Below are 20,079 nucleotides of genomic sequence, written 5' to 3' on the forward strand. Positions count from 1 at the left end.
TCCTTATCCGTGCAGTTTCGGGTCTGGGCCGGCGCCGCGTTCATCCAGCTGGATGCCGCGCTCAAACCGTTTCAGATCGTGGTTGGCGATCACCTCGTGAGGGCGATCATTGGCGATAAGATCGGCAAAATAGGTGCCTGAGGCAGGCGTTGCCTTGAAGCCACCGTAGTTCCAGCCGGCGTTCAGATAGAGATTGTCGACCGGGGTCTTGCAGATGAAATGCGAGCCATCCATCGACATATCCACCACACCGGACCAATGACGCAGCAGACGCACACGGCCCAGACAGGGCATTACCGACATCGCAGCCTCGGCCACGTCCTGGACAATCGGCAGGTTGCCCTTCTGGGCATAGGATTTGTACCAATCCAGATCACCGCCAAAGACCATACCGCCCTTGTCCGACTGCGAGATGTAGAAATGGGCGCCGCCCATGCCAAAGACCACAACCTGATCCAAAAGTGGCTTCAGCGGCTCCGAGACAAAAGCCTGCAACTTGTGCGATTCAATGGGCAAATGGCGCATCCCCGCCATGTTCCACAGCCGCGAGCTATTGCCAGCCACCGCCAGACCGACCTTGTCAGTGGTGATCTTGCCGCGTGAGGTCTCAATCGCTGTGACCTTGCCACCATCGCGCAGGATGCCGGTGACTTCGCAGTTTTGAAGGATATCGACCCCCAGCTGATCCGCCGCCCGTGCATAGCCCCAGATCACCGCATCATGGCGCGCGGTTCCGGCCCGTTTGTGCACAGCTGCGCCCATGATCGGAAAGCGGGCATCGGCGCCGTAATTCAGATGTGGCACCGCCTCTTGCAGCTGATCCAGGCTCCAGATCTCGGCATCCGTGTTCCCGGTGAGCCGCATGGTGTTATAGTTGCGTGCTGTGGCATCCACCGCACCGGGGCTGTGCAACAGGGTGATATGCGACCGCTGGCTGAACATGACGTTGTAGTTCAGCTCGTGGCTCAGCTCTTCCCAGAGTTTCAGCGAGTTCTCATAGAATTCCCGGTTGCCCGGCTGGGTATAGTTGGAGCGTACAATAGTAGTGTTGCGCCCGGCGTTGCCACCACCGATCCAGCCTTTTTCCAGCACCGCAATATTGCGAATGCCGTGGTCTCTGGCCAGGTAATAGGCGGTGGCAAGCCCATGCAGCCCGCCGCCGATAATCACCACATTGTAATGGGGTTTGGGTTCGGGGTCGCGCCACTGACGCGACCAGCCCTTCTGGCCGGTCACACCGTTCCAGAAGACATTCCAAGCGGAAAATCTTGTCATTTCATCTGTCTTTCAACGGGCTTTAGAGGGTGCTTTTCAGCGCCTTGCCAGGATGTTTGAAAATCTGACCAAAGCCTTCCAGCTCATCCATGATGCCGGCCCGCCGCAGGCAGGACCACATCTGGGCCTGGTTCGAGGTAATCACCGGTTTGCCAGTGGCCTGCTCGATCTCTTCCACCACCTCCAAAGCACGGATGCCGCCACAGCTGAGGAAAATCACGTCGGCATCAGGCTGGTCGATCTCCAGTGCAAATTTCTTCCAATAGGCCGGTGTAACCAGCCCCATGTCCCAGCCCTGGGCAATGTTGAGCCCCTGAATGTCGAGCACGTCAAAGCCGCGCTCCACCAGGAACTCTGCCTCGGCAGTATTGATTTCATCCAAATAGGGCGTACCAACGACCAGCTTCTTTGCACCCAGTTCGTGCAGCGCATCCAACACGCCCTGCACCAGACACATCGGCTGTGCCCAGGGAGCGCCCTTGTGGATTTCCTTAAAAATCCGCTGCTCGCCAATGACAATGGATCCGCTGGTGCAGCTGTAGCTGACTACATCAGGCCGGGCCTCGGGCTGGATGCGCGAAGCGGCATCAGCCATATGTTCGATATGGCGCGAAAGCGTTTCATTGGTGGTGTAGTCATCGGTTTTCAGCCGGGTGATATGCACACCAACCCCTTCGGGCGCCATGTCACGAAAATCCCCTTCAGCGGAAGGATCCGTCGACATCAGGATAAAGCCAAGCTTGGCGCGATGATGACGGCCTGTGCTCAATTCCGGAGTACGGGGCGTGGACTGGATCTTTTGACCGGGCTGAAACATCACAGAATGACCTCTTCTACGGATTTCGGGTGTTGGGTGAGTGGCTCCCAGCCATCGTCGGTGATGATAAAGCTGTCGCCGACCTGAGCGCGGAAGGTCTCAACCGACACAGAGCCATCTACGGCCAGAACCATGCCCGGCTGAATGATGGTGGTGTCGCCAGTGACCAGCTGTGGAGCCTCCAAAAAGCTGAAACCGGTCGCGCGGCCACAGCGGAAGGGATACTCAAAACCCGCACCCTGAATGACCTCGGCGTATTCGGCGTGAATGCTTTCGGCCGTTACACCGGGACGCAGGGCGTCCAGCGCCGCCTTCTGACTGGCCACTGCCACCTCATAGACCTTCACTTGCTCCGGGTCGGGCTCGCCAATCCAGAAGGTTCGATCAAAGCCCAGTTTGAAACGATGGAAATTGGTCATGCCACAAAAGCACAGGAACACCGGCTCTCCCTGACGCATGATGCGGGTTGAGGCGCGGTGGTGGGTTTTGACGATATCCTTGCCCGAGGCCATGATCTGCAGGAAATGTGTGTTGGGTGACATGTCGGCATCATCATAATGCGCCGCCAGCAGCTCAGCCGCTTTGCGCGTTCCGGCCTGGCTGGTGGCAATGGCCACCTCAAATTCGGGAACGCCATCACCAATGGCCGCACGACCTGCATTCATCATTGCAGTGGCCACCTCACCGGCATGACGAGCCAGTTGCAACTCCTGCGCCGATTTGATCATCCGCATTTCATTCAGGATGGGGGTGACACTGGTGAGCGCCTCGGCATCAACCAGATCATTCACATAGGCGCGCACCAAGGGTGGCATGTGACCCGGCTCAATCGCCACAGAGGTCGCAGATTTGACCGCCGCTGGCAGCTCTTCGCGCCATTCATTGCCCATGCCGTCATTCCAGGGCGCAATCCGTCCAACACGCGCCGCGGCCTGGGCAGAGTTGAGGTCGATTGTCGGGGTGATCAACAGGGCCTCGCCGTCCTTGGGCACCACCAGAATGGTCGGGCGGCCAAACTCCATATGCAGGTAGTCGTAATAGCCGGTCAGGTAGTAGACATTGTCGTCATCAGTGATCAGCGCCACATCGATATTAGCGTCAGTCAATTTGGTCTGCAGGCGGCTTAATCGTTCGGTGAACATGCGGACTTCCCCTGTGCAATGGCCCCGGCGGATCTGGGCCTTATTGTGTATTTCAGACGAGCTTATTGTCAGAAATCGCATTTTCAAAATGACTTTTACCCTTCACGTATGATAACCATTAGTTATGAAAAATTACCGCCGCACCCTGCCACCTCTGGACTATCTCTTGTTCTTCGAGACGGTCGCCCGCCACAAGAATTTCACCCGTGCGGCGGAGGAGCTGAATGTTAGTCAGGCCGCTGTTAGCAAACGCGTAAAATTCCTAGAGAGCTGGCTTGGGGTAGAATTGATGACCCGTAACGGACGCACCGTAGACCTCACCAAAGCGGGGCATAAGCTTGCTGCCAACGCGTCCGAGGCATTAGAGTACCTGGCGCTTGGGATAGGTCAATTGCGACAGGGCAGCCATGATAGGCTGTCCTTGGCCTCAAACATCGCGGTCTCGCAGTTCTGGCTGACGCCCCAGGTCAACGAATACCTGCTGAGCCAAGACGCTGTACCCGTGAGCATTACCGCTTCAAACAAGGAATCTGATGTTCTCAATCAGGATCATGATGTGGTCGTCTACTACGGAAACGACATTCCTTCAGGTTGGGAAGGCGAAGTGCTGTTCGAGGAGGTCTGGCAGCCCTTGGCTGCGCCCAGTCTGCTTGCCAAAGAACCCGACCTTGCGCGCAGCACCCTGTTGGATTTTGATAAACTGGCGTTGAAATGGATCAACTGGCCCGACTTCATTGACCTGTCTGGATCTGAGGAACTGGCAGCGGCGCCTCGGGTCAACCTAGGCTCCTACGGGAGCTCGTTGGATGCAGCCATCCGGGGCAAAGGCATTGCCCTGGGATGCGTCAATGTCCTGCGATATGAGATCGAGGCGGGCAGATTGGCGCCCTTGGGGGGATACGCCCTGAACACTGGGCGTACCTATTTTGTCATCTGGCGCATCGGCACCCTGTCCCAACGCACCCGCGATCTGTTGCGCGACGTTGGGATCAAGATATAGGGCAAAGCCAGATCACACGGCTTCGCGGACCGCACTGAGGAACTGCTGGGTGCGTTCGCGCTGTGGGTTACCAAACAGCTCGGACGGAGGTCCTTGCTCTTCGATTTTACCGCCGTAGAAAAAGCAAACACGATCTGAAATATCGCGGGCAAACCCCATCTGATGGGTGACCATCAGCATGGTGAGGTTATGTTCGGAAACCAAACCCCGGATAACATTTGTCACCTCGCCGATCACTTCCGGATCCAGTGCCGAGGTCACCTCGTCAAACAGCATCACCTTGGGGCGCATGGCCAGTGCCCGGGCGATGGCAACCCGTTGTTGTTGTCCACCTGACAGGCGCGAAGGGTGTTGGTCTTTTTTGGCAATCATGCCGACCAGCTCTAGCAGCTCTTCCGACCGGTCACGCGCCTCTGCCTTGGAAAGGCCCAGCACCTGAACCGGACCCTCCATGCAGTTTTCCAGCGCCGTCATATGCGGAAACAGGTTGAAGTGCTGAAAGCACATACCAATGTCGGAGCGACGGCTGTGCAGGTGACGTTCATTGGCCGGCACCAACTGCCCCCCTTTGGGCATATGGGTCAGCGGCTTACCATCCACATAAATCACGCCGCTGTTGATTTGCTCCAGCGTCATCAACATCCGCAGCACGGTTGTTTTACCTGACCCGGAGGGGCCAATGATCGACACCATTTCACCGGCATTGATATCGAGATCAAGATCATCAAGAACGGTCAGCGCGCCGTAGGATTTGCGCACCTTGCGAAAACTCACCATAGGTTTGTTCTCACCGCTCAACTCGAGTGGAAAACCTGACATATCAAGCATTATTTCAGTCCCATTTTGCGGCGCACGCGCCCTTCGACCAACCGGATTAGTCCTGCGGCAGGAAGAGAGATTGCAAGGAAAAGGATGCCAACCATCGTGTAGGGCTCCAGAAAGCGATAGTGCTCGGACCCGATGGCATTGGCCGTGTGAATGAGTTCGGCGACCCCAATGACGGACAGCATCGGCGTATCCTTGAAGATACCAACCAGATAGTTGCCCATGCCCGAAAGGGCGGATGGAATGGCCTGCGGAATGATGACGCGGCGATATTTCTGCACCGTTGTCATGTTCAGCGCGATTGCCGCCTCCCACTGACCTTTGGGCACGCTGTCGATGCCACCGCGATAGACCTCGGAGAGGTAGCAGGCATAGTGCAGACCAATTGCGATCATCCCCGACATCCAGGGGCTGAGGCGAATACCAAACTGCGGCCCGACGTAGAAGATAAAGAAGATCTGCAAGAGCAAGGGGGTAGAGCGGATGAATTCAACCAACTCCCGCACCACAAAGGTCAAAGCGCGTGAGGGGCTGCGCTGAGCGATGGCGAGGAAAAGCCCCAGCACCAAGGCAATGGCATAGCCTGCGCCCGCCGCCAAAAGCGTGTTGCCGGTTGCCACAAAAAGCCGTGGCAAGATTTCCCAGGCGAATTCCCATTTCCAGTCAAACATGGATCAAGCCCTTCCCATTTTGCGCGCCATATAGGCCTCAAGCCAGCGCATGAAGGGGGTCACCATGAAACGCGCCAATATATAGTAGATCACCAGAGCAGCACCAAAGGCCTGGGCCGACAAAAAGGTAGATCCGTTGATCTGCTTGGTCTCGAACATCAGGTCCGCCACTGAGATCAGTGAGACCAGCGCCGTCCCCTTCAGCAGTTCAATCATCAGATTGCCCCAGGGCGGCAACATATTGACCAAGGCCTGAGGAAGGATGACCCGCCGCATCCGCTGCGCGGGCGACATATTAATCGCAAGGGCTGCTTCCCACTGGCCTTTGGGGACAGAAAGAATGCCACCCCGAACCAGCTCAGCCCCGTAGGCGCCGATGTTCATGCCAACCGCCACGTAGCCGGCGGTGAACTTGTCGATCGACACACCAAACAGCGGCAAAACAAAGAAGATCCAATAGAGCTGAATCAAGAGCGAGGTGCCACGAAAGATCTCGATATAGGTCACGGCAGTGGCGCGAACCAATTTGTTGGGGGAGAGTTTCATCAGGCCCATTATCAGGGCGACGGTCACCCCAAGAAGGGTCGCGAGAAAGAACTGTGCAACAGTCATTCCGGTTCCGGCCAACAGGCGTGGCCAGTATTGGGCAACGAAATCAAAGATATTCATGGATCCGCTCTGCTATCTTAGGAAACGTGCAAATTGCGGCGAGCCTCAACAAGGCCCGCCGCTTGGATGCTTAGCGGTTGCCGCAAACCCATTCTGCGGATTTGTCGCCGGGCAGATGCGAAGGCGTGTAACCGTACTCAGATACTGAATTCAGCATAGCTTCGGAGCCGACATAGCCTGCAAGGGCCGCGTTGAACTTGGTCATGAATTCAGAGTCTTCGTCACGAAAGCCGATGCCAACCCAGTTCTTTGTCCACTCAGGCAGAGCCGACGGGTCAGTAACCTCAAAGGCCCCCTCGGACTGTTCTGCCAGATACAGAGCTTCAAAATAGGTCAGAGCCGCCGCATCCGCGCGCTGCGCCTTCATTGCGGCCAGCGTTTCGGTTGGTCCGGGAACCTGCATCATCTGTGCGTCGGTCAGACCTTCCTTGCGCGAGGCCTCAACCGTGTTTGCGCCGGAATACATAATCAGCGTCGCATCTTCCTGCGCCACAACATCTTTGTAGTTGTTGATGTTCTTGGGGTTTCCTGCAGGCACCAGGAAAGCGTCGCCCATCGAACCGATTGGCTCGGAGAAGGCGATGTTTTCGCAACGACTGTTGAGAATATACAGACCACCGGTGATCATGTCATAGCGGTTTGCCTTCAGGCCCGGGATCAAGCCCCCCCATTCGGTGACGGTGGTTTCCACCTCGGAGTGGCCCATTTCGGCCAGGATACCCAGCGCGATTTCATTCACAAAGCCTTTGGCGTCGCCATTCTCATCCGGAAAGCCCCAGATTGGAATATTGGAAAAGCCAATACGGATTGGCTCACCCGCCGCGATCCGGTCATCAATTGGGCCAGCAACAGCTGCAACCGTGCTGAGAACTGTCGCGGCAACTGCGGTGCCGAGTGTCTTAAGTAGTTTGTAAGTCATAGGTTCCTCCCAGAAGTAAACTTGTCGTCGATGTGGAGCACGCCACCGTCACCTGAGACGGTCCGATACTGCCTTTGCCACGCCCACGCGCCCTCCCTGATGGTGAGAGCAAAACAGATCCTGCGCGCGGGTCGTGAATTCCCTAGTGTTATGAAGAACCTCCCGGAACCTCATGGTTTTGATATAGCCATCGCCCAAAAGAGCTTGCAGTGGCGGGTGCTTCATCTGGTCAAATCGCCCCATATTTAGGGGTGATTTCACCTCCTCCTCCAAAGTTCGAACCAGCCTATTGGCAAAAATCCGCATTTCAAAATGACCTTTCCTATCACCTTATGATAACCACAGGTTTTGATAGATCATTTTCGAAACCTCTTCCCCCTAGCCGCCCGTCAACATGCGTTTGCTCTGCGGGTCATAAAACGGTGCAAGGCTGACATCCGCCTTGATGCTCCTGCCCTCCACCAGAACTGTGAACTCTCCCTTTTCCACCGAAGCCTTGTCTGCTTCCCCCTCGGGAAGGTTCAATAGGCACAGGCCAACAGCGCCCCCTAGGGTTTGCCCCCAGGCTCCGGCAGTAACGTAGCCCGCGATTTTGCCATCACGCAGTACCGGCTCGTTGTGGTGCAAAAGCGGCTCTGGATCTTGCAGTTTGACCGAACACAGGAAGGGGCCTTTGTTCTCGGCCTTGCGGGCCAGATAGGCATCGCGACCAATAAAGGGGATGTCTTTTTTGGTCTTGCAGACAAATTCCATGCCCAATTGATGCGGTGCTTCGGTATAGGCCATCTCGTGACCCCAATGCACAAAACCCTTTTCCAGTCGTAGCGCGTTCAAAGCCTCACCTCCGATCAGGCGCAGACCGTCGTTTTCCCCTGCCTGCATCAAGACTTCAAAGACATGTTCGGCAAAATCCGGGGTGATAAAGATCTCCCAACCCATTTCACCGGAATAGGACAGTCGTTGCGCAAATACCGGGGCGTGCCCGATGTGGAAATGCTTCAGGCTGTTGAAGGGGAAGGCTTCATTCGAGGCATCAATGCCGCCGACCTTCTGCAACAGATCACGGCTTTTGGGCCCCATGATGCCCAGCACGCCATAGGCAGAGGTCGCATCCCGCAGACGCACATCTTCACCGGGCTGAATCAAATCACGCAGATGCAGATAGTCGCGCCGGGTATGCGAGATCGAGCTCATCACCATAAAGCTATCATCGCCGTGACGTGCCACGGTGACATCGCTTTCAATGCCACCGCGTTCGTTCAGCATCAGCGTATAGGCGACCCGGCCAGTCTTCATGGCCATATTGTTGGTGCAGGCGCGCTGCAGGAAGCTCTCAGCATCTTTGCCTTCGACCATCAGCTTGCCCAACATGGTGTAATCGATCATCGCCACACCTTCGCGCGCGGCTTTTTGCTCCTCCAGCGCGTAGTTAAACCAGTTCTGGCGACCAAAGCTGTATTCATATTTTGGTTCCACCCCTTCCGGGGCGAACCAACCGGGGCGCTCCCAGCCCTGGGTCTCGGCAAAGCAGGCACCACGTGCCTTCATCGCGTGATAGAATGGCGTGCGGCGCAGATTACGCGCGGTTTCACGCTGGCGGTTTGGCCAATGCATCGCATAGGTCAGCACCAGAGTTTCCGGGCAGCGTTCCTGCAAATAGGGATCTCGTGCCTGGAATTCTTCGCAGCGTTTGGGATCCATCTCGCTCAGATCAATCGGCGGATGCCCGTCGATGATCCATTGCGCCAATGCCCGTCCAGCTCCGGAACCAGACTGGATACCCGTGGAGTTCACCCCACCCAACACAAAATAGTTCGAGATATCCGGCGCCTGCCCCAGGATAAAGCGGCCATCGTAAGAATAGCTTTCAGGCCCATTAAAAAAGGTGCGAATTCCAGTTTCCTGCAACAGAGGCACCCGGTTCATCGCCAGCTCCAGCACCTCCATCACATCGTCTTCGACAAAAGGCAGACTGTCGTATTCAAAACTCTCCGAAATACCCTTCATGCCCCAGGGCTTGGCCTGGAAATGGGCAAAACCAAAGAGCAGCTTGCCGGCGTCTTCCTTCCAATAGGTGCCATCACAATAAGAACGCAGAACCGGCAGATCGCTGGGCAGATTGTCAATCGCCTCAGTGACCAGATAGTAATGCTCGCAGGCGTGCAGCGGCACACCCACGCCGTTTTGACGGCCCAGTTCACGCGCCCACATGCCACCGCAGTTGACCACATAATCCGCGCGGATGGTGCCTTGGTCGGTGCGCACACCGACGGCTTTGCCACCCTCGGTCAGAACCTCTTCGACCTTGGTATATTCAAAGATCTTGGCACCACGCATCCGGGCGCCTTTGGCCAGGGCCGTGGTCAGGTCCACCGGGTTGGCGGAACCATCGCTGGGCATATAGATGCCACCCTGAACACCATCCGGGTTCATCAATGGCCAACGCTCTTTGATTTCGGCCGTTTCCAGATAATGCGCTTCAATGCCAAAGAGGGCGGCAAAATCCGCTTTGCGCTTTAGCTCTGCCATGCGCTCATTATTGGTGGCAACCGAGATGGAGCCCGAGCGGCGGTAGCCGGGGTTCTGGCCGGTCTCGGCCTCGATTTCTTCCAGCAGTTCGATGCCGTATTTGGCAAAGGCGGTGGTCGCATGGCTGCCCTGCAGCTGCCCAACCAGCCCGGCCGCATGCCAGGTGGTCCCCGAGGTCAGCTGTTTGCGCTCCAACAAAACAACATCGGTAAGACCCTGTTTGGCCAAATGATAGGCCACAGAGCAGCCATGGATACCGCCGCCAATAATGACGACCGTTGCCTGCGATGGGATTTGCTTGTTCATAGTCTTTGGCCTGTCGAATTAGGTAATGATTGGAAGTTCGCGCGCCGCCCGGCGCGTCAGTAGCTCGGCGCCATCCTCTCGGATGACGATGTTCTCTTCGTGCAGCATCATTTTGCCGTCGCCAAAGGCCAGACCGGGCTCAAGTGTCAGCACCATTCCGGCCTGAATGACGGTGTCATCCCCAGGCATCAACGAGGGCCACTCGGTCACCTGCATGCCCAGCCCGTGGCCCATCCGGCCAATCTGATGGCCACTACAACCGCCCTCTTCCAACACCTGCGCCATCGCGGCCCAGAGCTCGGTTGTGGTCAGCCCGGGACGCGCTGCCTGCAATCCGGCCTCGGTGGCCCGCCAGGCCAGGTCATAGGCGGATTTTGCCGCATCTGAGGCATGGCCGAAGGCAAAGTTGCGGTCAAAATCGCAACTGTAGCCATCATACAGCGCGCCTGTATCCAGGAGCAGCATGTCGCCCTCGGCTATCAGCCGATCCGAAGGGCGGTTGATCACATCCTCAAATCCGCCGGGGCCCGAGCTGCCCACCAGATAGGGCACATCATCAGCGCCCTTTTGCAGCAGATCGATCTTGAATTTGGCAAAGGCCTGACGTTCGCTATCGCCTGCCTTGATGTAGCCTGGCAGATCCTCAAAGGCGGCAGAGGCAATGCTGCACATGCGGGCGATCTTGGCGATCTCAGCCTCGGACTTTACCATCCGCAGGCTGCGCACCACTTCGGTTGCATCCGCCAGCGCAACACCCTCCACCCCGGCTTGTAATTTGGCCAGATCCGCCGCAGGCATGCGCACATGGGTCTCATGCCCCATCGGCAGGCCCAAGACACCGCCACCGGGCATCACTTCCCGCAGCGTGTCAGTGAGCAGGGAAATGCCATCATCCTCGGGCTGCGGTGCCAGCCAGGTGCGGATATCCGTGACCCAGGTCAGCGACATGCTAGGACCGCCGATCTCTGGGATCACGGCAATTGGCGCACCTTTCGCCGGGATCACAACAAACCAAGGGCGCGTTGGGCTCAGCCAGAAGATGGTATCAAACCCGGTGAAGTACCGCACCTCGGGTTCCGTTGTCAGCAACATGGCATCCAGGCCTAGCCCCGCCATGATCTTTTGGGCCGCTTCGGTTCGCTGCTCAAATTCAGCGGTAGTAAAGCCGCGGGTGGCTATGGGATGCAGATCCAACATCTGTTCAATCCTCAGCGTTGAGTTGGTGTTGAAAGATCGAACCGGCACCTGCGATACAATCCGTGACCCCAGCCAACCGGGCCAGGTGCCAGGCGGTGGCCTGATTGCTGGACAAAACGGGTTTGCCTAGAAACGCCTCGGCTTCGGCAATGACAGACAGAACGCGCAGGCTGGTGCAGGAGACAAAGATGCCATCGCAATCCTCTCGCTGGCCCACCTGTTTGATCGCCGTCAGGATGCTGTCAGTCGAAATGCGGGCGACCTTGAAATCATCGGATTCGTTAAAGGTTCCAATCGCGTTCACCTCAAACCCAGCGGCCGCGAGATTGTCACGCATCTCCACCGTGACATCAGGCGCATAAGGGGTAATCAAGGCGATGCGCCTCACCCCCAATGCCTGTAGCGCTGCCTTGCTAGCCGTTATCGGATTGCTGGTCTTGGCGCCCGGATGCTGGGCCCGCAGGATTTCATCCACCCGGCCCTCACCAATCATCGTGGCACCAGAGGTGCAGCAATACCCAATTGCATCAAACTCAAAAGAGGCTGGCAACAACCCTGCTGCGACGGGCAGATCAGCCTCCATTTTGCGCAGGGTATCGCAGGTCACTTCCATCTCGTTGGGAATGCGCGCGTGATACAGCACCACCCCCTCTCGGTGTAGGAGCGTAGCAAACTCATGCTCGATGGTCTGATCAGATTGCAAAACAATCATGCCGATCCGCGCACGCGCGCCCAAACCGCTGTCCTGGGACGCACTGAGATTCTGGATGTCAGGTTCGCGGCTCATCTGCTGTGCTCCGAAACAAAATGGGTCAACGCTGCTCTCCCTGCAAACCGCCTCGCACCTTGAAATCCATGGCCATGCCATGCAGTCAGGAGGAGATCTCTTGAGAATCTGGTATAGACCAGCAATCTGGTATATACCAAGAAAAAACTTTGAAAGCTAAATTGAATGAGCCTGCCTGATAGAAACTTTAAGAATAAAGAGCCTGCATTTCAGAAGGTTATCGATCACTTTCGATCTCAAATTCGCAGTGGTGCACTGATGGAACATGCGGCTCTTCCATCTGAACGTGCCCTCGGGGACCAGTTTTCCATCAGTAGAATGACAGCGCGCCGAGCTCTCTTGGCGCTCGAAATGGAGGGGCTGGCCTATAGTTCTGAGCGCCGCGGGCGTTTTGTTTCACCGCAAAGACTGACCTATGACATCAGCAAAACGGTCAGCTTTTCCGAACATGCTGAGGATGACGCACTGGGGCTGAAGATCGAACTGGTATCAAAAGAAGTGACCCGAGCCTCCCCGCTGATCGCAGCCAAATTGGGTGTGGAGGAAGGGAGAGAGCTGTATAAATACACACGGTTGTTCCGCCTCAAGGGCCACCCAGCTTTTGTTGAAGTAGAGTTTGCGATTGCGGATCTGTTTCCCGAGATGTTCAGCCATAACCTTGAGCAATCTACAACGCGTCTTATGGAGCAGGAATATAACATTCCGTCTCATTCTGGTGACATCTCCATTCGCATGCGTGCATTGAATGAAGAGGAGTCCAGACTCCTGGGACTGCCAACCTATCACGCAGGCATCGAATTGGAGCAGGTGATTTTTGACTCCAACGGCCAAGCATTCTGTTATGGGCGGCAAATCTGGCGAGGCGAACTGGCTGAGTTCACGGCGCATGCTGTAGTCCGCGACCGGTAGATGGCGCGCTCCAGGCCCATATCACAGGAGCTTCCAGTCGGTAGGATCCTTAGGCTCTGATGTTGAAAGCCCGGCGCTGTGCCAGCCATTGCGCGATGTCAAAAGGACCTTGGCGGATCCGCTACGCCCAAGCTAGAAAATCGCAGGCCATGCGCCTCTGGTGTGGGCAGGTACTGCGCAACCTTGGCGCCTTGGGTGGTACTGACCCTCTGGTGACCTTCCTGCAGGCCTTCCACTTTGGTGCGCGTGACAAGTTCCATGCCATCACTATGGCAACAGCCAAGCTGGGCGCCGGTTCATGGATCGACCCCACCCTGCCCGCCCAGCGCGTCACCTCGCATTTCTACGAGATCGAGATGTTTGGAGTCTTGGGTCGTGGCGATAGCCCGGCAGCTGCAACGGACAGCTGGCACATGGCCGCCTTGGCCGAGCTTCCTGCCCGCCACCGCGCTGTGCGTCAGGGGGTAGCAGCATGAGCCTGTCGAGCCATCTGGTTGAAACCCCCGAGGATCTGGAAGTGAAGCGCAAGGCCTGGACCTGGAACAAGCGTGAGCTGCTGAAGTTCGTTACCCAATATGCCGAGGCAGCAGATCCCGGCGCCGTTTCCAAACCTACACCCTTGCAGAACGCCATCGCGGCCGACGCTGAAAAAGCTAAGTTCCCGGTCACCCTTGTTCGCAAGCTCGGCAACCTGCGTCGTCGTATCGATGCTTCTGATGACAAGGTCAATGAATTCGAACTTGTGACCGAGTTCACAGACAAACTGCGCAGTTATGCTGAAAAGCTTGGACTTGGACAGGCCTTCCAATGACCACATCCTATTTCCCCCGGTCCCGCACTGATGCGGGCACCTTCCCCAGCGGCCCAAGTGCTGCTGGGGTCTTTTCCACCACTCACGGCAAAGGTGATGGGGGATTAACCGCGGCGCGCGCTGTCCTGGCGCAGGTCTCAAACCACACAGATCTCCAGATAGCGCGCGCCTGCCGGATTGTATTGGATACCCATCGCTCAGAACCACAGGAACGCACCGACGCCCAGGCACTGTTTGCCCGGCTCCCGATGGTCGTATCCGCACAGGTTTGCGGCTCAATGGACGGGCGCTCTTATGCGTAAACCCGCCCTGCCCCGCTTTGCTGGCCTGCGCAATGGCGACCTATTGCGCCCAGCGCGCCCCATCATGCATTGGGTGATCATTGCGATGGCTACCACTGTCTCCATCACCATCCTTTTCATCTCGTTCTTATGAAAGCGCAGACAATGACCGAGACAGTCCGCATTTACAGCGCATCCCAAGACTTGCTGGGCCGCAAATGGACCTACGGCAGAGTTGTTCTGTTTCGCTCCCTTGGCGGCACGCTGCGAGCCCCTGAACCAGTCTCGGGCTATCCCGAAGAAAACTGCTGGCAGGCCGATCTGTTTGGCATCCTGCGCACCGGGGACAGTTGCGATGCTGCGATCCTGGCATGGGCGCACGCGGCAAATGACAGCGTTCCGTTGCAGGGAACAGATGGCCGCCCAGATTGCCCTTACAGCGGCCAGGGCCTCGCCCCGACCAAACTGATGGAGAATGAAATTGGAAAAGGCTGAAACGTAAAAGATCGGGCGCAGCATGCACACCCGATCTCTATGCCTGTGACAACAAGCTAGCGGCACCCTAATGGGCGGACGACCCGAATGCCTGACAACACCTTTAGCGTGCATTCGTATCCAAATTCTTAACCCAGAAACAAAACCGCGCACCTCTGAAAGAGACCAAATGGCCGCCTACTACAATGAGTTCGACAAGCGCGCCGCCGCATGGCTGCGAGAACTAATCAGAGCCGGATTAATTGCGCCAGGTGAGGTGGACGAAAGGAGCATTCTTGATGTTAGAGCAGATGAACTTTCTGGATTTACTCAGTGCCACTTCTTCGCAGGAATTGGAGGATGGTCCTACGCCCTCCGTCTTGCAGGATGGCCGGACGACAAGCCAGCGTGGACCGGGTCGCCTCCCTGCCAACCCCTCAGCGTTGCTGGAGAGGGCCTTGGACGGGACGACCCCCGGCACCTATCCCCCAAATTTGCAAGCCTGGTCGGGACCGCCCGCCCCGCAGTGTTGTTCGGCGAGCAAGTCGCTAGCGCGGCAGTCTTCGGAAAGATTGCAGCAAAAGCTAAACGCGGCCATGCAAGCGCGCCTGAGTGGGCATGGTGGGATGATTTATCAGACCGCCTGGAAAGCTCACACTACGCCGTTGGGGCGTCAGATATTCCGGCTGCGGGCGTCGGCGCCCCGCACATCCGGCAAAGAACCTTTTTCGGGGCCTACAATCTGCGATCTCCCACAAGCGGGCTGGTCAACGACATCAGCACGGGACTGGAAAGACACAGGGGGCATGTCTCAAACGGGCACGAACCCGGATGGGTCACCTCGGAACCGAATGGATCAGCTGGGGCGGCAGTGCCACCTTGCGGGCTGGCCATCAGCTACTGCGACAGATTCACTGCGCCACCCGTCACTGGAGTTCACAACGCCGAACATTACACTAAACCACGCGGCAGTGCTGGCGGGCTGGCCGACATGCAAGGCGCAGAACGCGAACAGCCCGGGCCTGCACGGCAACGGAGGTCAGGATCTCCAGACGGTTACAACAATGTTAGCCACCCCGACCCGCTTGACGGTTTCTGGAAAAATGCAGACTGGCTTGGATGCCGGGATGGAAAGTGGCGGCCAGTTGAACCCGGATCATTCCCGTTGGCTCATGGGCTACCCGGCAGAGTGGGGCTCTTGCGGGGCTATGGCAATGCAATCTGTCCGTGGGCAGCGAAAGAGTTCATCCAGGCCTTTGAAGAAGCAGCCCGATCTCACCTCACAAAATCCTAATTCCAACAAACGCCAACCATCGGAGGCCCGATGACTTCTGTCCACATTCCTGATGAAGCAAAATTCGTGACCGGGGTTCAGGCGATACGCTCGCCTCGCTGGCCCTTTCGCAAAGACACTTTCTACAAGATGGTGCGCGAGGGCATGATCAAAAAAGTCTTCCCATATCCTGGCGCCAGACCTGTGTTTTCCGTCGCTCAGATCGACAAACTTTATGCAAATTCAAGCGAAGAACAAAGTGGGGGCCAAAGTGGGGGCCAAATCGAAACTTAGGGTACTTTATTCAACGTTTTCAGGGGGTCTTTGGAGCGGGCGGCGGGAATCGAACCCGCGTCATTAGCTTGGAAGGCTAAGGTCTTACCATTACACAACGCCCGCTCATCTGAATCAGTTCTTAATCCATTGATTTTTTGAGGTCAAGCCATGAAGAGGGTTTGTCATGGGCACCTTTGCAAACGAAATCAATCCCGTTTTTTTGCAAAGCAGAGTACTGTGAAAAACTCGGTCTTACCCCCTGCCTTTTACCCTCCTACAAGGGCCACAATACGATCCGGAACTGCCTGTGAGAGTGCCAGCCTTCACCAGGGGCCGCGTCTATAGGATCAGACCCCAAATCACGACTTTTGCATAGTCGTTGTTCTCCAATGATCATGGTGCGTCACTATTGGCCTTAGGTTCAAAATCCAAGGCGTCACAGTCAGCCCATGATACAACATACTCATTGACTGTTTTCTGCGGTATCAAAATTGTCGAATGCGGGTCTATTTGAACGTCATGGAGCTCAAAACGGGCGAATGATTTTGTGGTGATTTCTCTATTGGATGGAATCAAATGAGCCCCTATAAGCCACGCGACGACGACACAGGGCAAATTCACTAAAGGCGTTGGGTTATGGATAGGTTTTGAGACCGGGCTTCACGTTTCAATCGAAAATCCTGAACTTTCCTCCCCTCCAAACTCTGTTTCCGCTACTGTCTTCTTACCCCAGTCAACAAAGGCGAACTTGCTTGAACCAGGATCACATGTGCCCAGGGAATGTTTATGGAGTCGACCGGTGGGGCAAAGGCCTGATCACCATTTCACCGGATGGCGAGATCGCGCTTTGCAACCCAGCCCATAAGGCGGCAGCGCCAATCAGCCTGCCCGGCATCTTGAACGACCTGGAGCAACGCGGCATTGCATCACCGCTGCTGCTGCGTATCAGCTCCTTTCTGGAGAGCGAAATTCGTCATCTCAACCAGAGCTTTTCTGATGCAATCCAGCGCGTTGGATACAAGGCCCCTTACCGCGGCGTTTTTCCGATCAAGGTGAACCAGCAAGCGCAGGTGATTGACCGTATCGTTGAATTTGGCAGCCCATATGACTTTGGACTGGAGGCCGGATCAAAACCCGAACTGGTGATCGCCCTGGCACATCGCCTCTCCAAAGACGCTCTGATCGTTTGCAACGGTGTCAAAGACGCTGAATTCATTCGCCTGGCGATCCTGTCACGGCGGCTTGGTTTCAATACCATCATTGTGCTGGAAAGCCCAAAAGAGGCAGAAACCGTCATCGAGGTGACGCGTGAGCTTGGTATCGAACCGCTTTTGGGGGTGCGCGTAAAGCTGACCAACCAAATTGGCGGCAAATGGCAGGAAAGCTCAGGCGACCGCTCGGCCTTTGGCATGAACACCGACCAGCTGTTGCGGGTTGTGGACCGGTTGAAAGACGTCGACCTGCTGCATTGCCTGAAACTGCAACATTCCCATCTGGGCAGCCAGGTGCCGGATGTGAACGATGTGCGCCGCGCCACAGCAGAAGCCTGTCGTTACTTCATCGAGCTGACCCGTGAGGGCGTGCCGCTGACCCACCTTGATCTCGGCGGCGGTCTGGGGATCGACTATACAGGGGAAAAACGGGCTGCAGAAAACTCGATCAATTATTCAATCGAGGAATATGCCGCCAATGTGGTGGAAACCGTAGCCTACGCCATGGACGAAGCCGAGGTGAAGCATCCGGTTTTGGTCACCGAGAGTGGCAGAGCGGTGGTTGCAACCTCATCGATATTGATCTTCGATGTGCTGGAAACCACACTCTATGACGCGCCGGACGCCCCGGAGGTTCAGCCGGAGGATCATCACCTGGTGACTGACCTGGCCGCAATTCGTGGCTATCTGGTGGCTGGCCGGGTGCAGGAATGCTGGAACGATGCCACGTTTTATCGCGATGAGCTGCGCGGATTGTTCCGCCGTGGCATGGTCGATTTGCGTCAGATGGCGCGCGCAGAGCGCATCTATCTGTCCCTCGTCGCGCAAATCAAAGTGCTGGCTGCAGCCTCGGATGAGGTCAACGAACTGGGTGAAAAACTGGAAAAGGTTGCAGATGTCTATCACTGCAATTTTTCGCTGTTCCAATCCCTGCCGGATGTCTGGGCCATCGATCAGCTGCACCCGATTGTTCCGCTCCAGATGCTGAACCAGGTACCGGATCGCCGCGCCGTCTTGTCCGATATCACCTGCGATAGCGACGGCAAGGTTGATCGCTTTATCCTGGCGGATGGCATTTCCCCCTCTCTGCCTGTGCATTCTCTGAGCGAGGACCAACGCTATTATCTTGGGGTGTTCTTTGTTGGCGCCTATCAGGAAACGCTGGGCGATTTGCACAATCTGTTTGGCGATACAAATGCTGTCACCATCGATCTGCGCCCCGATGGCGGCTTTGATCTGTTGCACGAACAGGAAGGCGACACGATTTCCGAAGTTCTGTCCTATGTCGAGTTTGATCCGGCAGACTGTGTGGCGGCCTTCCGCAAAATGGTTGATGAGGCCATTTCAAACGGATCTGTGCAGGTGAGCGAACGCAAGACCCTAATCGGGGCCTATCGGGACTCGATCAACGGCTATACCTACTATGAATAACCCCGGGAAGGAGAAGACCACCATGGGTAAGACACTTGTTGTTGGTGCCGGCGGCGTAAGCCACGCATCGGTACATAAGATGGCGATGAACGCCGATATCTTTACCGAAATCACCTTGGCCAGCCGCACCAAATCCAAATGTGATGCGATCGCGGCCAGCGTGAAAGAACGCACCGGGGTAGAGGTGAAGACCGCCGAGCTGGACGCCTATGATGTGGCTGCAACGGTTGCTCTGATCCGCGAAACCGGCGCCGAAGTCTTGGTGAACCTTGCCCTGCCCTATCAGGATCTGGTGCTGATGGATGCCTGCCTCGAGGCTGGCTGCCATTACTTGGATACTGCAAACTATGAGCCCGAAGATGTGGCCAAGTTTGAATACCATTGGCAATGGGCCTATCAGGAGAAGTTCAAAGAGGCAGGTCTGACCGCCATTCTGGGCTCTGGCTTTGATCCGGGCGTGACCAGCGTCTTTGCCACCTGGCTGAAGAAGCACAAGTTGGACACAATCCGCCAGATCGACATTCTGGACGCCAATGGCGGCTCCAACGATCAGGAGTTTGCTACCAATTTCAACCCCGAGATCAACCTGCGCGAAGTGCTGGCCGAGGTGCGTCACTGGGAAGGTGGTGAATGGAAAACCAGCCCCGCCATGACCACCAAGGTCGAGTTCGACTTCCCGGCCATCGGCAACAAGAACATGTACCTGATGTATCATGAGGAGTTGGAGTCGCTGTCGACCCATTTCCCTGAGATCGAGCGCGCCCGGTTCTGGATGACCTTTGGCGATGCCTATATCATGCATGCCAAGGTGCTGGAGAACGTCGGAATGACCCGGATTGATCCGGTGATGCACGGCGGTCAGGAGATCATCCCGATCCAGTTCCTGAAAACCCTGCTGCCTGATCCCGGTGATCTCGGCGCGGAAACCAAGGGCAAGGCCTGCATCGGTGACATCGCCACCGGCCAGGCAAAGGATGGCTCGGGCGAGAAGACCTACTATATCTACAACATCTGCGACCACGAAGAATGCTATGCCGAAGTGGGCAGCCAGGCTGTGTCCTATACCACCGGCGTGCCTGCCATGATCGGGGCGGCGCAGGTGCTGAAGGGCAACTGGGTCGCGCCCGGTGTCTGGAACATGGAACAGCTTGATCCCGACAACTTCATGGACATGTTGAACGAACACGGCCTGCCATGGCAGGTCCACGAACTCGACGGTCCGGTCGAATTCTAAACCCTCTCCCGGCCTTCGGGCCGGGCAGCGCCCGTCCTCCCA

General features: G+C 56.6%; 19 protein-coding genes and 1 tRNA gene. 9 read left to right on the forward strand and 11 right to left on the reverse strand.

Going from position 1 to position 20,079, the window contains the following annotated elements; translation table 11 throughout:
* Positions 1 to 3: 3 nt before the first annotated feature.
* Genes ED661_RS21025 through ED661_RS21035 form a run of 3 tightly spaced genes read right to left on the reverse strand, consistent with a single transcriptional unit; the run spans position 4 to position 3,234 of the window.
* Positions 4 to 1,275, reverse strand: a complete 1,272-nt coding sequence (locus ED661_RS21025; RefSeq protein WP_122076893.1) for an oleate hydratase — start codon at positions 1,273 to 1,275, stop codon at positions 4 to 6.
* A gap of 22 nt (positions 1,276 to 1,297) precedes the next feature.
* A complete protein-coding gene (locus tag ED661_RS21030) occupies positions 1,298 to 2,092 on the reverse strand; it encodes an arylmalonate decarboxylase (RefSeq protein WP_122076895.1) in 795 nt (264 codons plus the stop codon).
* Positions 2,092 to 3,234 (reverse strand): Xaa-Pro peptidase family protein, encoded by a 1,143-nt coding sequence (locus tag ED661_RS21035; RefSeq protein ID WP_122076898.1) that lies wholly within the window; start codon positions 3,232 to 3,234, stop codon positions 2,092 to 2,094. Before ED661_RS21035 ends, ED661_RS21030 begins: the two co-directional genes overlap by 1 nt.
* A gap of 124 nt (positions 3,235 to 3,358) precedes the next feature.
* Here ED661_RS21035 and ED661_RS21040 point away from each other — a divergent pair, with 124 nt between their 5' ends.
* Complete coding sequence (locus ED661_RS21040) at positions 3,359 to 4,234, forward strand: LysR family transcriptional regulator (protein WP_122076900.1); 876 nt, start codon at positions 3,359 to 3,361, stop codon at positions 4,232 to 4,234.
* 12 nt (positions 4,235 to 4,246) lie between these two features.
* Here ED661_RS21040 and ehuA read toward each other — a convergent pair whose 3' ends face one another.
* The 7 genes from ehuA to ED661_RS21080 form a co-directional block, all read right to left on the reverse strand.
* Positions 4,247 to 5,062, reverse strand: a complete 816-nt coding sequence (gene ehuA / locus ED661_RS21045; RefSeq protein WP_122076903.1) for an ectoine/hydroxyectoine ABC transporter ATP-binding protein EhuA — start codon at positions 5,060 to 5,062, stop codon at positions 4,247 to 4,249.
* Complete coding sequence (gene ehuD / locus ED661_RS21050) at positions 5,062 to 5,730, reverse strand: ectoine/hydroxyectoine ABC transporter permease subunit EhuD (protein WP_122076906.1); 669 nt, start codon at positions 5,728 to 5,730, stop codon at positions 5,062 to 5,064. The genes ehuA and ehuD overlap by 1 nt, the downstream gene beginning before the upstream one ends.
* Before the next feature lie 3 nt (positions 5,731 to 5,733).
* On the reverse strand, positions 5,734 to 6,399 hold the full coding sequence (gene ehuC / locus ED661_RS21055) for an ectoine/hydroxyectoine ABC transporter permease subunit EhuC (RefSeq protein WP_122076908.1): 666 nt from the start codon (positions 6,397 to 6,399) through the stop codon (positions 5,734 to 5,736).
* Positions 6,400 to 6,469: 70 nt separating this feature from the next.
* Positions 6,470 to 7,318, reverse strand: coding sequence for a transporter substrate-binding domain-containing protein (locus ED661_RS21060; protein ID WP_122076911.1), 849 nt, complete (start codon positions 7,316 to 7,318; stop codon positions 6,470 to 6,472).
* Positions 7,319 to 7,696: 378 nt separating this feature from the next.
* Positions 7,697 to 10,153, reverse strand: coding sequence for an FAD-dependent oxidoreductase (locus tag ED661_RS21070; protein ID WP_122076916.1), 2,457 nt, complete (start codon positions 10,151 to 10,153; stop codon positions 7,697 to 7,699).
* An 18-nt stretch (positions 10,154 to 10,171) separates the two neighbouring features.
* Positions 10,172 to 11,350 carry a Xaa-Pro peptidase family protein gene (locus ED661_RS21075; RefSeq protein ID WP_122076918.1) on the reverse strand — a complete coding sequence of 393 codons (1,179 nt, stop codon included), beginning with the start codon at positions 11,348 to 11,350 and terminating at the stop codon, positions 10,172 to 10,174.
* 4 nt (positions 11,351 to 11,354) lie between these two features.
* Positions 11,355 to 12,137 carry an aspartate/glutamate racemase family protein gene (locus ED661_RS21080; RefSeq protein ID WP_122076921.1) on the reverse strand — a complete coding sequence of 261 codons (783 nt, stop codon included), beginning with the start codon at positions 12,135 to 12,137 and terminating at the stop codon, positions 11,355 to 11,357.
* A gap of 165 nt (positions 12,138 to 12,302) precedes the next feature.
* Between ED661_RS21080 and ED661_RS21085 the strand changes: the two genes are divergently transcribed.
* The 6 genes from ED661_RS21085 to ED661_RS22450 all read left to right on the forward strand — a co-directional run bounded on the left by ED661_RS21085 (position 12,303) and on the right by ED661_RS22450 (position 15,906).
* Positions 12,303 to 13,046, forward strand: a complete 744-nt coding sequence (locus tag ED661_RS21085; RefSeq protein ID WP_122076924.1) for a GntR family transcriptional regulator — start codon at positions 12,303 to 12,305, stop codon at positions 13,044 to 13,046.
* A 149-nt stretch (positions 13,047 to 13,195) separates the two neighbouring features.
* Complete coding sequence (locus ED661_RS21090; protein WP_122076926.1) at positions 13,196 to 13,522, forward strand: hypothetical protein; 327 nt, start codon at positions 13,196 to 13,198, stop codon at positions 13,520 to 13,522.
* The gene (locus ED661_RS21095) at positions 13,519 to 13,857 is read left to right on the forward strand and encodes a hypothetical protein (RefSeq protein ID WP_122076928.1); all 339 of its coding nucleotides are present in this window, start codon (positions 13,519 to 13,521) and stop codon (positions 13,855 to 13,857) included. Before ED661_RS21090 ends, ED661_RS21095 begins: the two co-directional genes overlap by 4 nt.
* Positions 13,854 to 14,159 carry a hypothetical protein gene (locus ED661_RS21100; protein ID WP_122076930.1) on the forward strand — a complete coding sequence of 102 codons (306 nt, stop codon included), beginning with the start codon at positions 13,854 to 13,856 and terminating at the stop codon, positions 14,157 to 14,159. The genes ED661_RS21095 and ED661_RS21100 overlap by 4 nt, the downstream gene beginning before the upstream one ends.
* A 144-nt stretch (positions 14,160 to 14,303) precedes the next feature.
* Complete coding sequence (locus ED661_RS21105) at positions 14,304 to 14,633, forward strand: hypothetical protein (RefSeq protein ID WP_122076933.1); 330 nt, start codon at positions 14,304 to 14,306, stop codon at positions 14,631 to 14,633.
* Positions 14,634 to 14,802: 169 nt separating this feature from the next.
* Complete coding sequence (locus ED661_RS22450; protein WP_122076936.1) at positions 14,803 to 15,906, forward strand: DNA cytosine methyltransferase; 1,104 nt, start codon at positions 14,803 to 14,805, stop codon at positions 15,904 to 15,906.
* Positions 15,907 to 16,210: 304 nt separating this feature from the next.
* On the opposite strand, the gene ED661_RS21120 is transcribed toward ED661_RS22450, so the two are convergent.
* Positions 16,211 to 16,284: transfer RNA gene (locus ED661_RS21120), tRNA-Gly, on the reverse strand.
* Between the two features lie 644 nt (positions 16,285 to 16,928).
* Between ED661_RS21120 and speA the strand changes: the two genes are divergently transcribed.
* Together speA and ED661_RS21130 are read left to right on the forward strand one after the other, a co-directional pair.
* Positions 16,929 to 18,803 (forward strand): biosynthetic arginine decarboxylase, encoded by a 1,875-nt coding sequence (speA, locus tag ED661_RS21125; protein ID WP_122076941.1) that lies wholly within the window; start codon positions 16,929 to 16,931, stop codon positions 18,801 to 18,803.
* A gap of 22 nt (positions 18,804 to 18,825) precedes the next feature.
* Positions 18,826 to 20,037: a saccharopine dehydrogenase family protein gene (locus tag ED661_RS21130; RefSeq protein ID WP_122076944.1), complete on the forward strand. Its 1,212-nt coding sequence runs from the start codon at positions 18,826 to 18,828 to the stop codon at positions 20,035 to 20,037.
* The last annotated feature ends 42 nt before the right edge of the window (positions 20,038 to 20,079 follow it).

Source organism: Pseudophaeobacter sp. EL27, from assembly GCF_900313025.1.
In the GTDB taxonomy this organism is placed as follows: domain Bacteria; phylum Pseudomonadota; class Alphaproteobacteria; order Rhodobacterales; family Rhodobacteraceae; genus Pseudophaeobacter.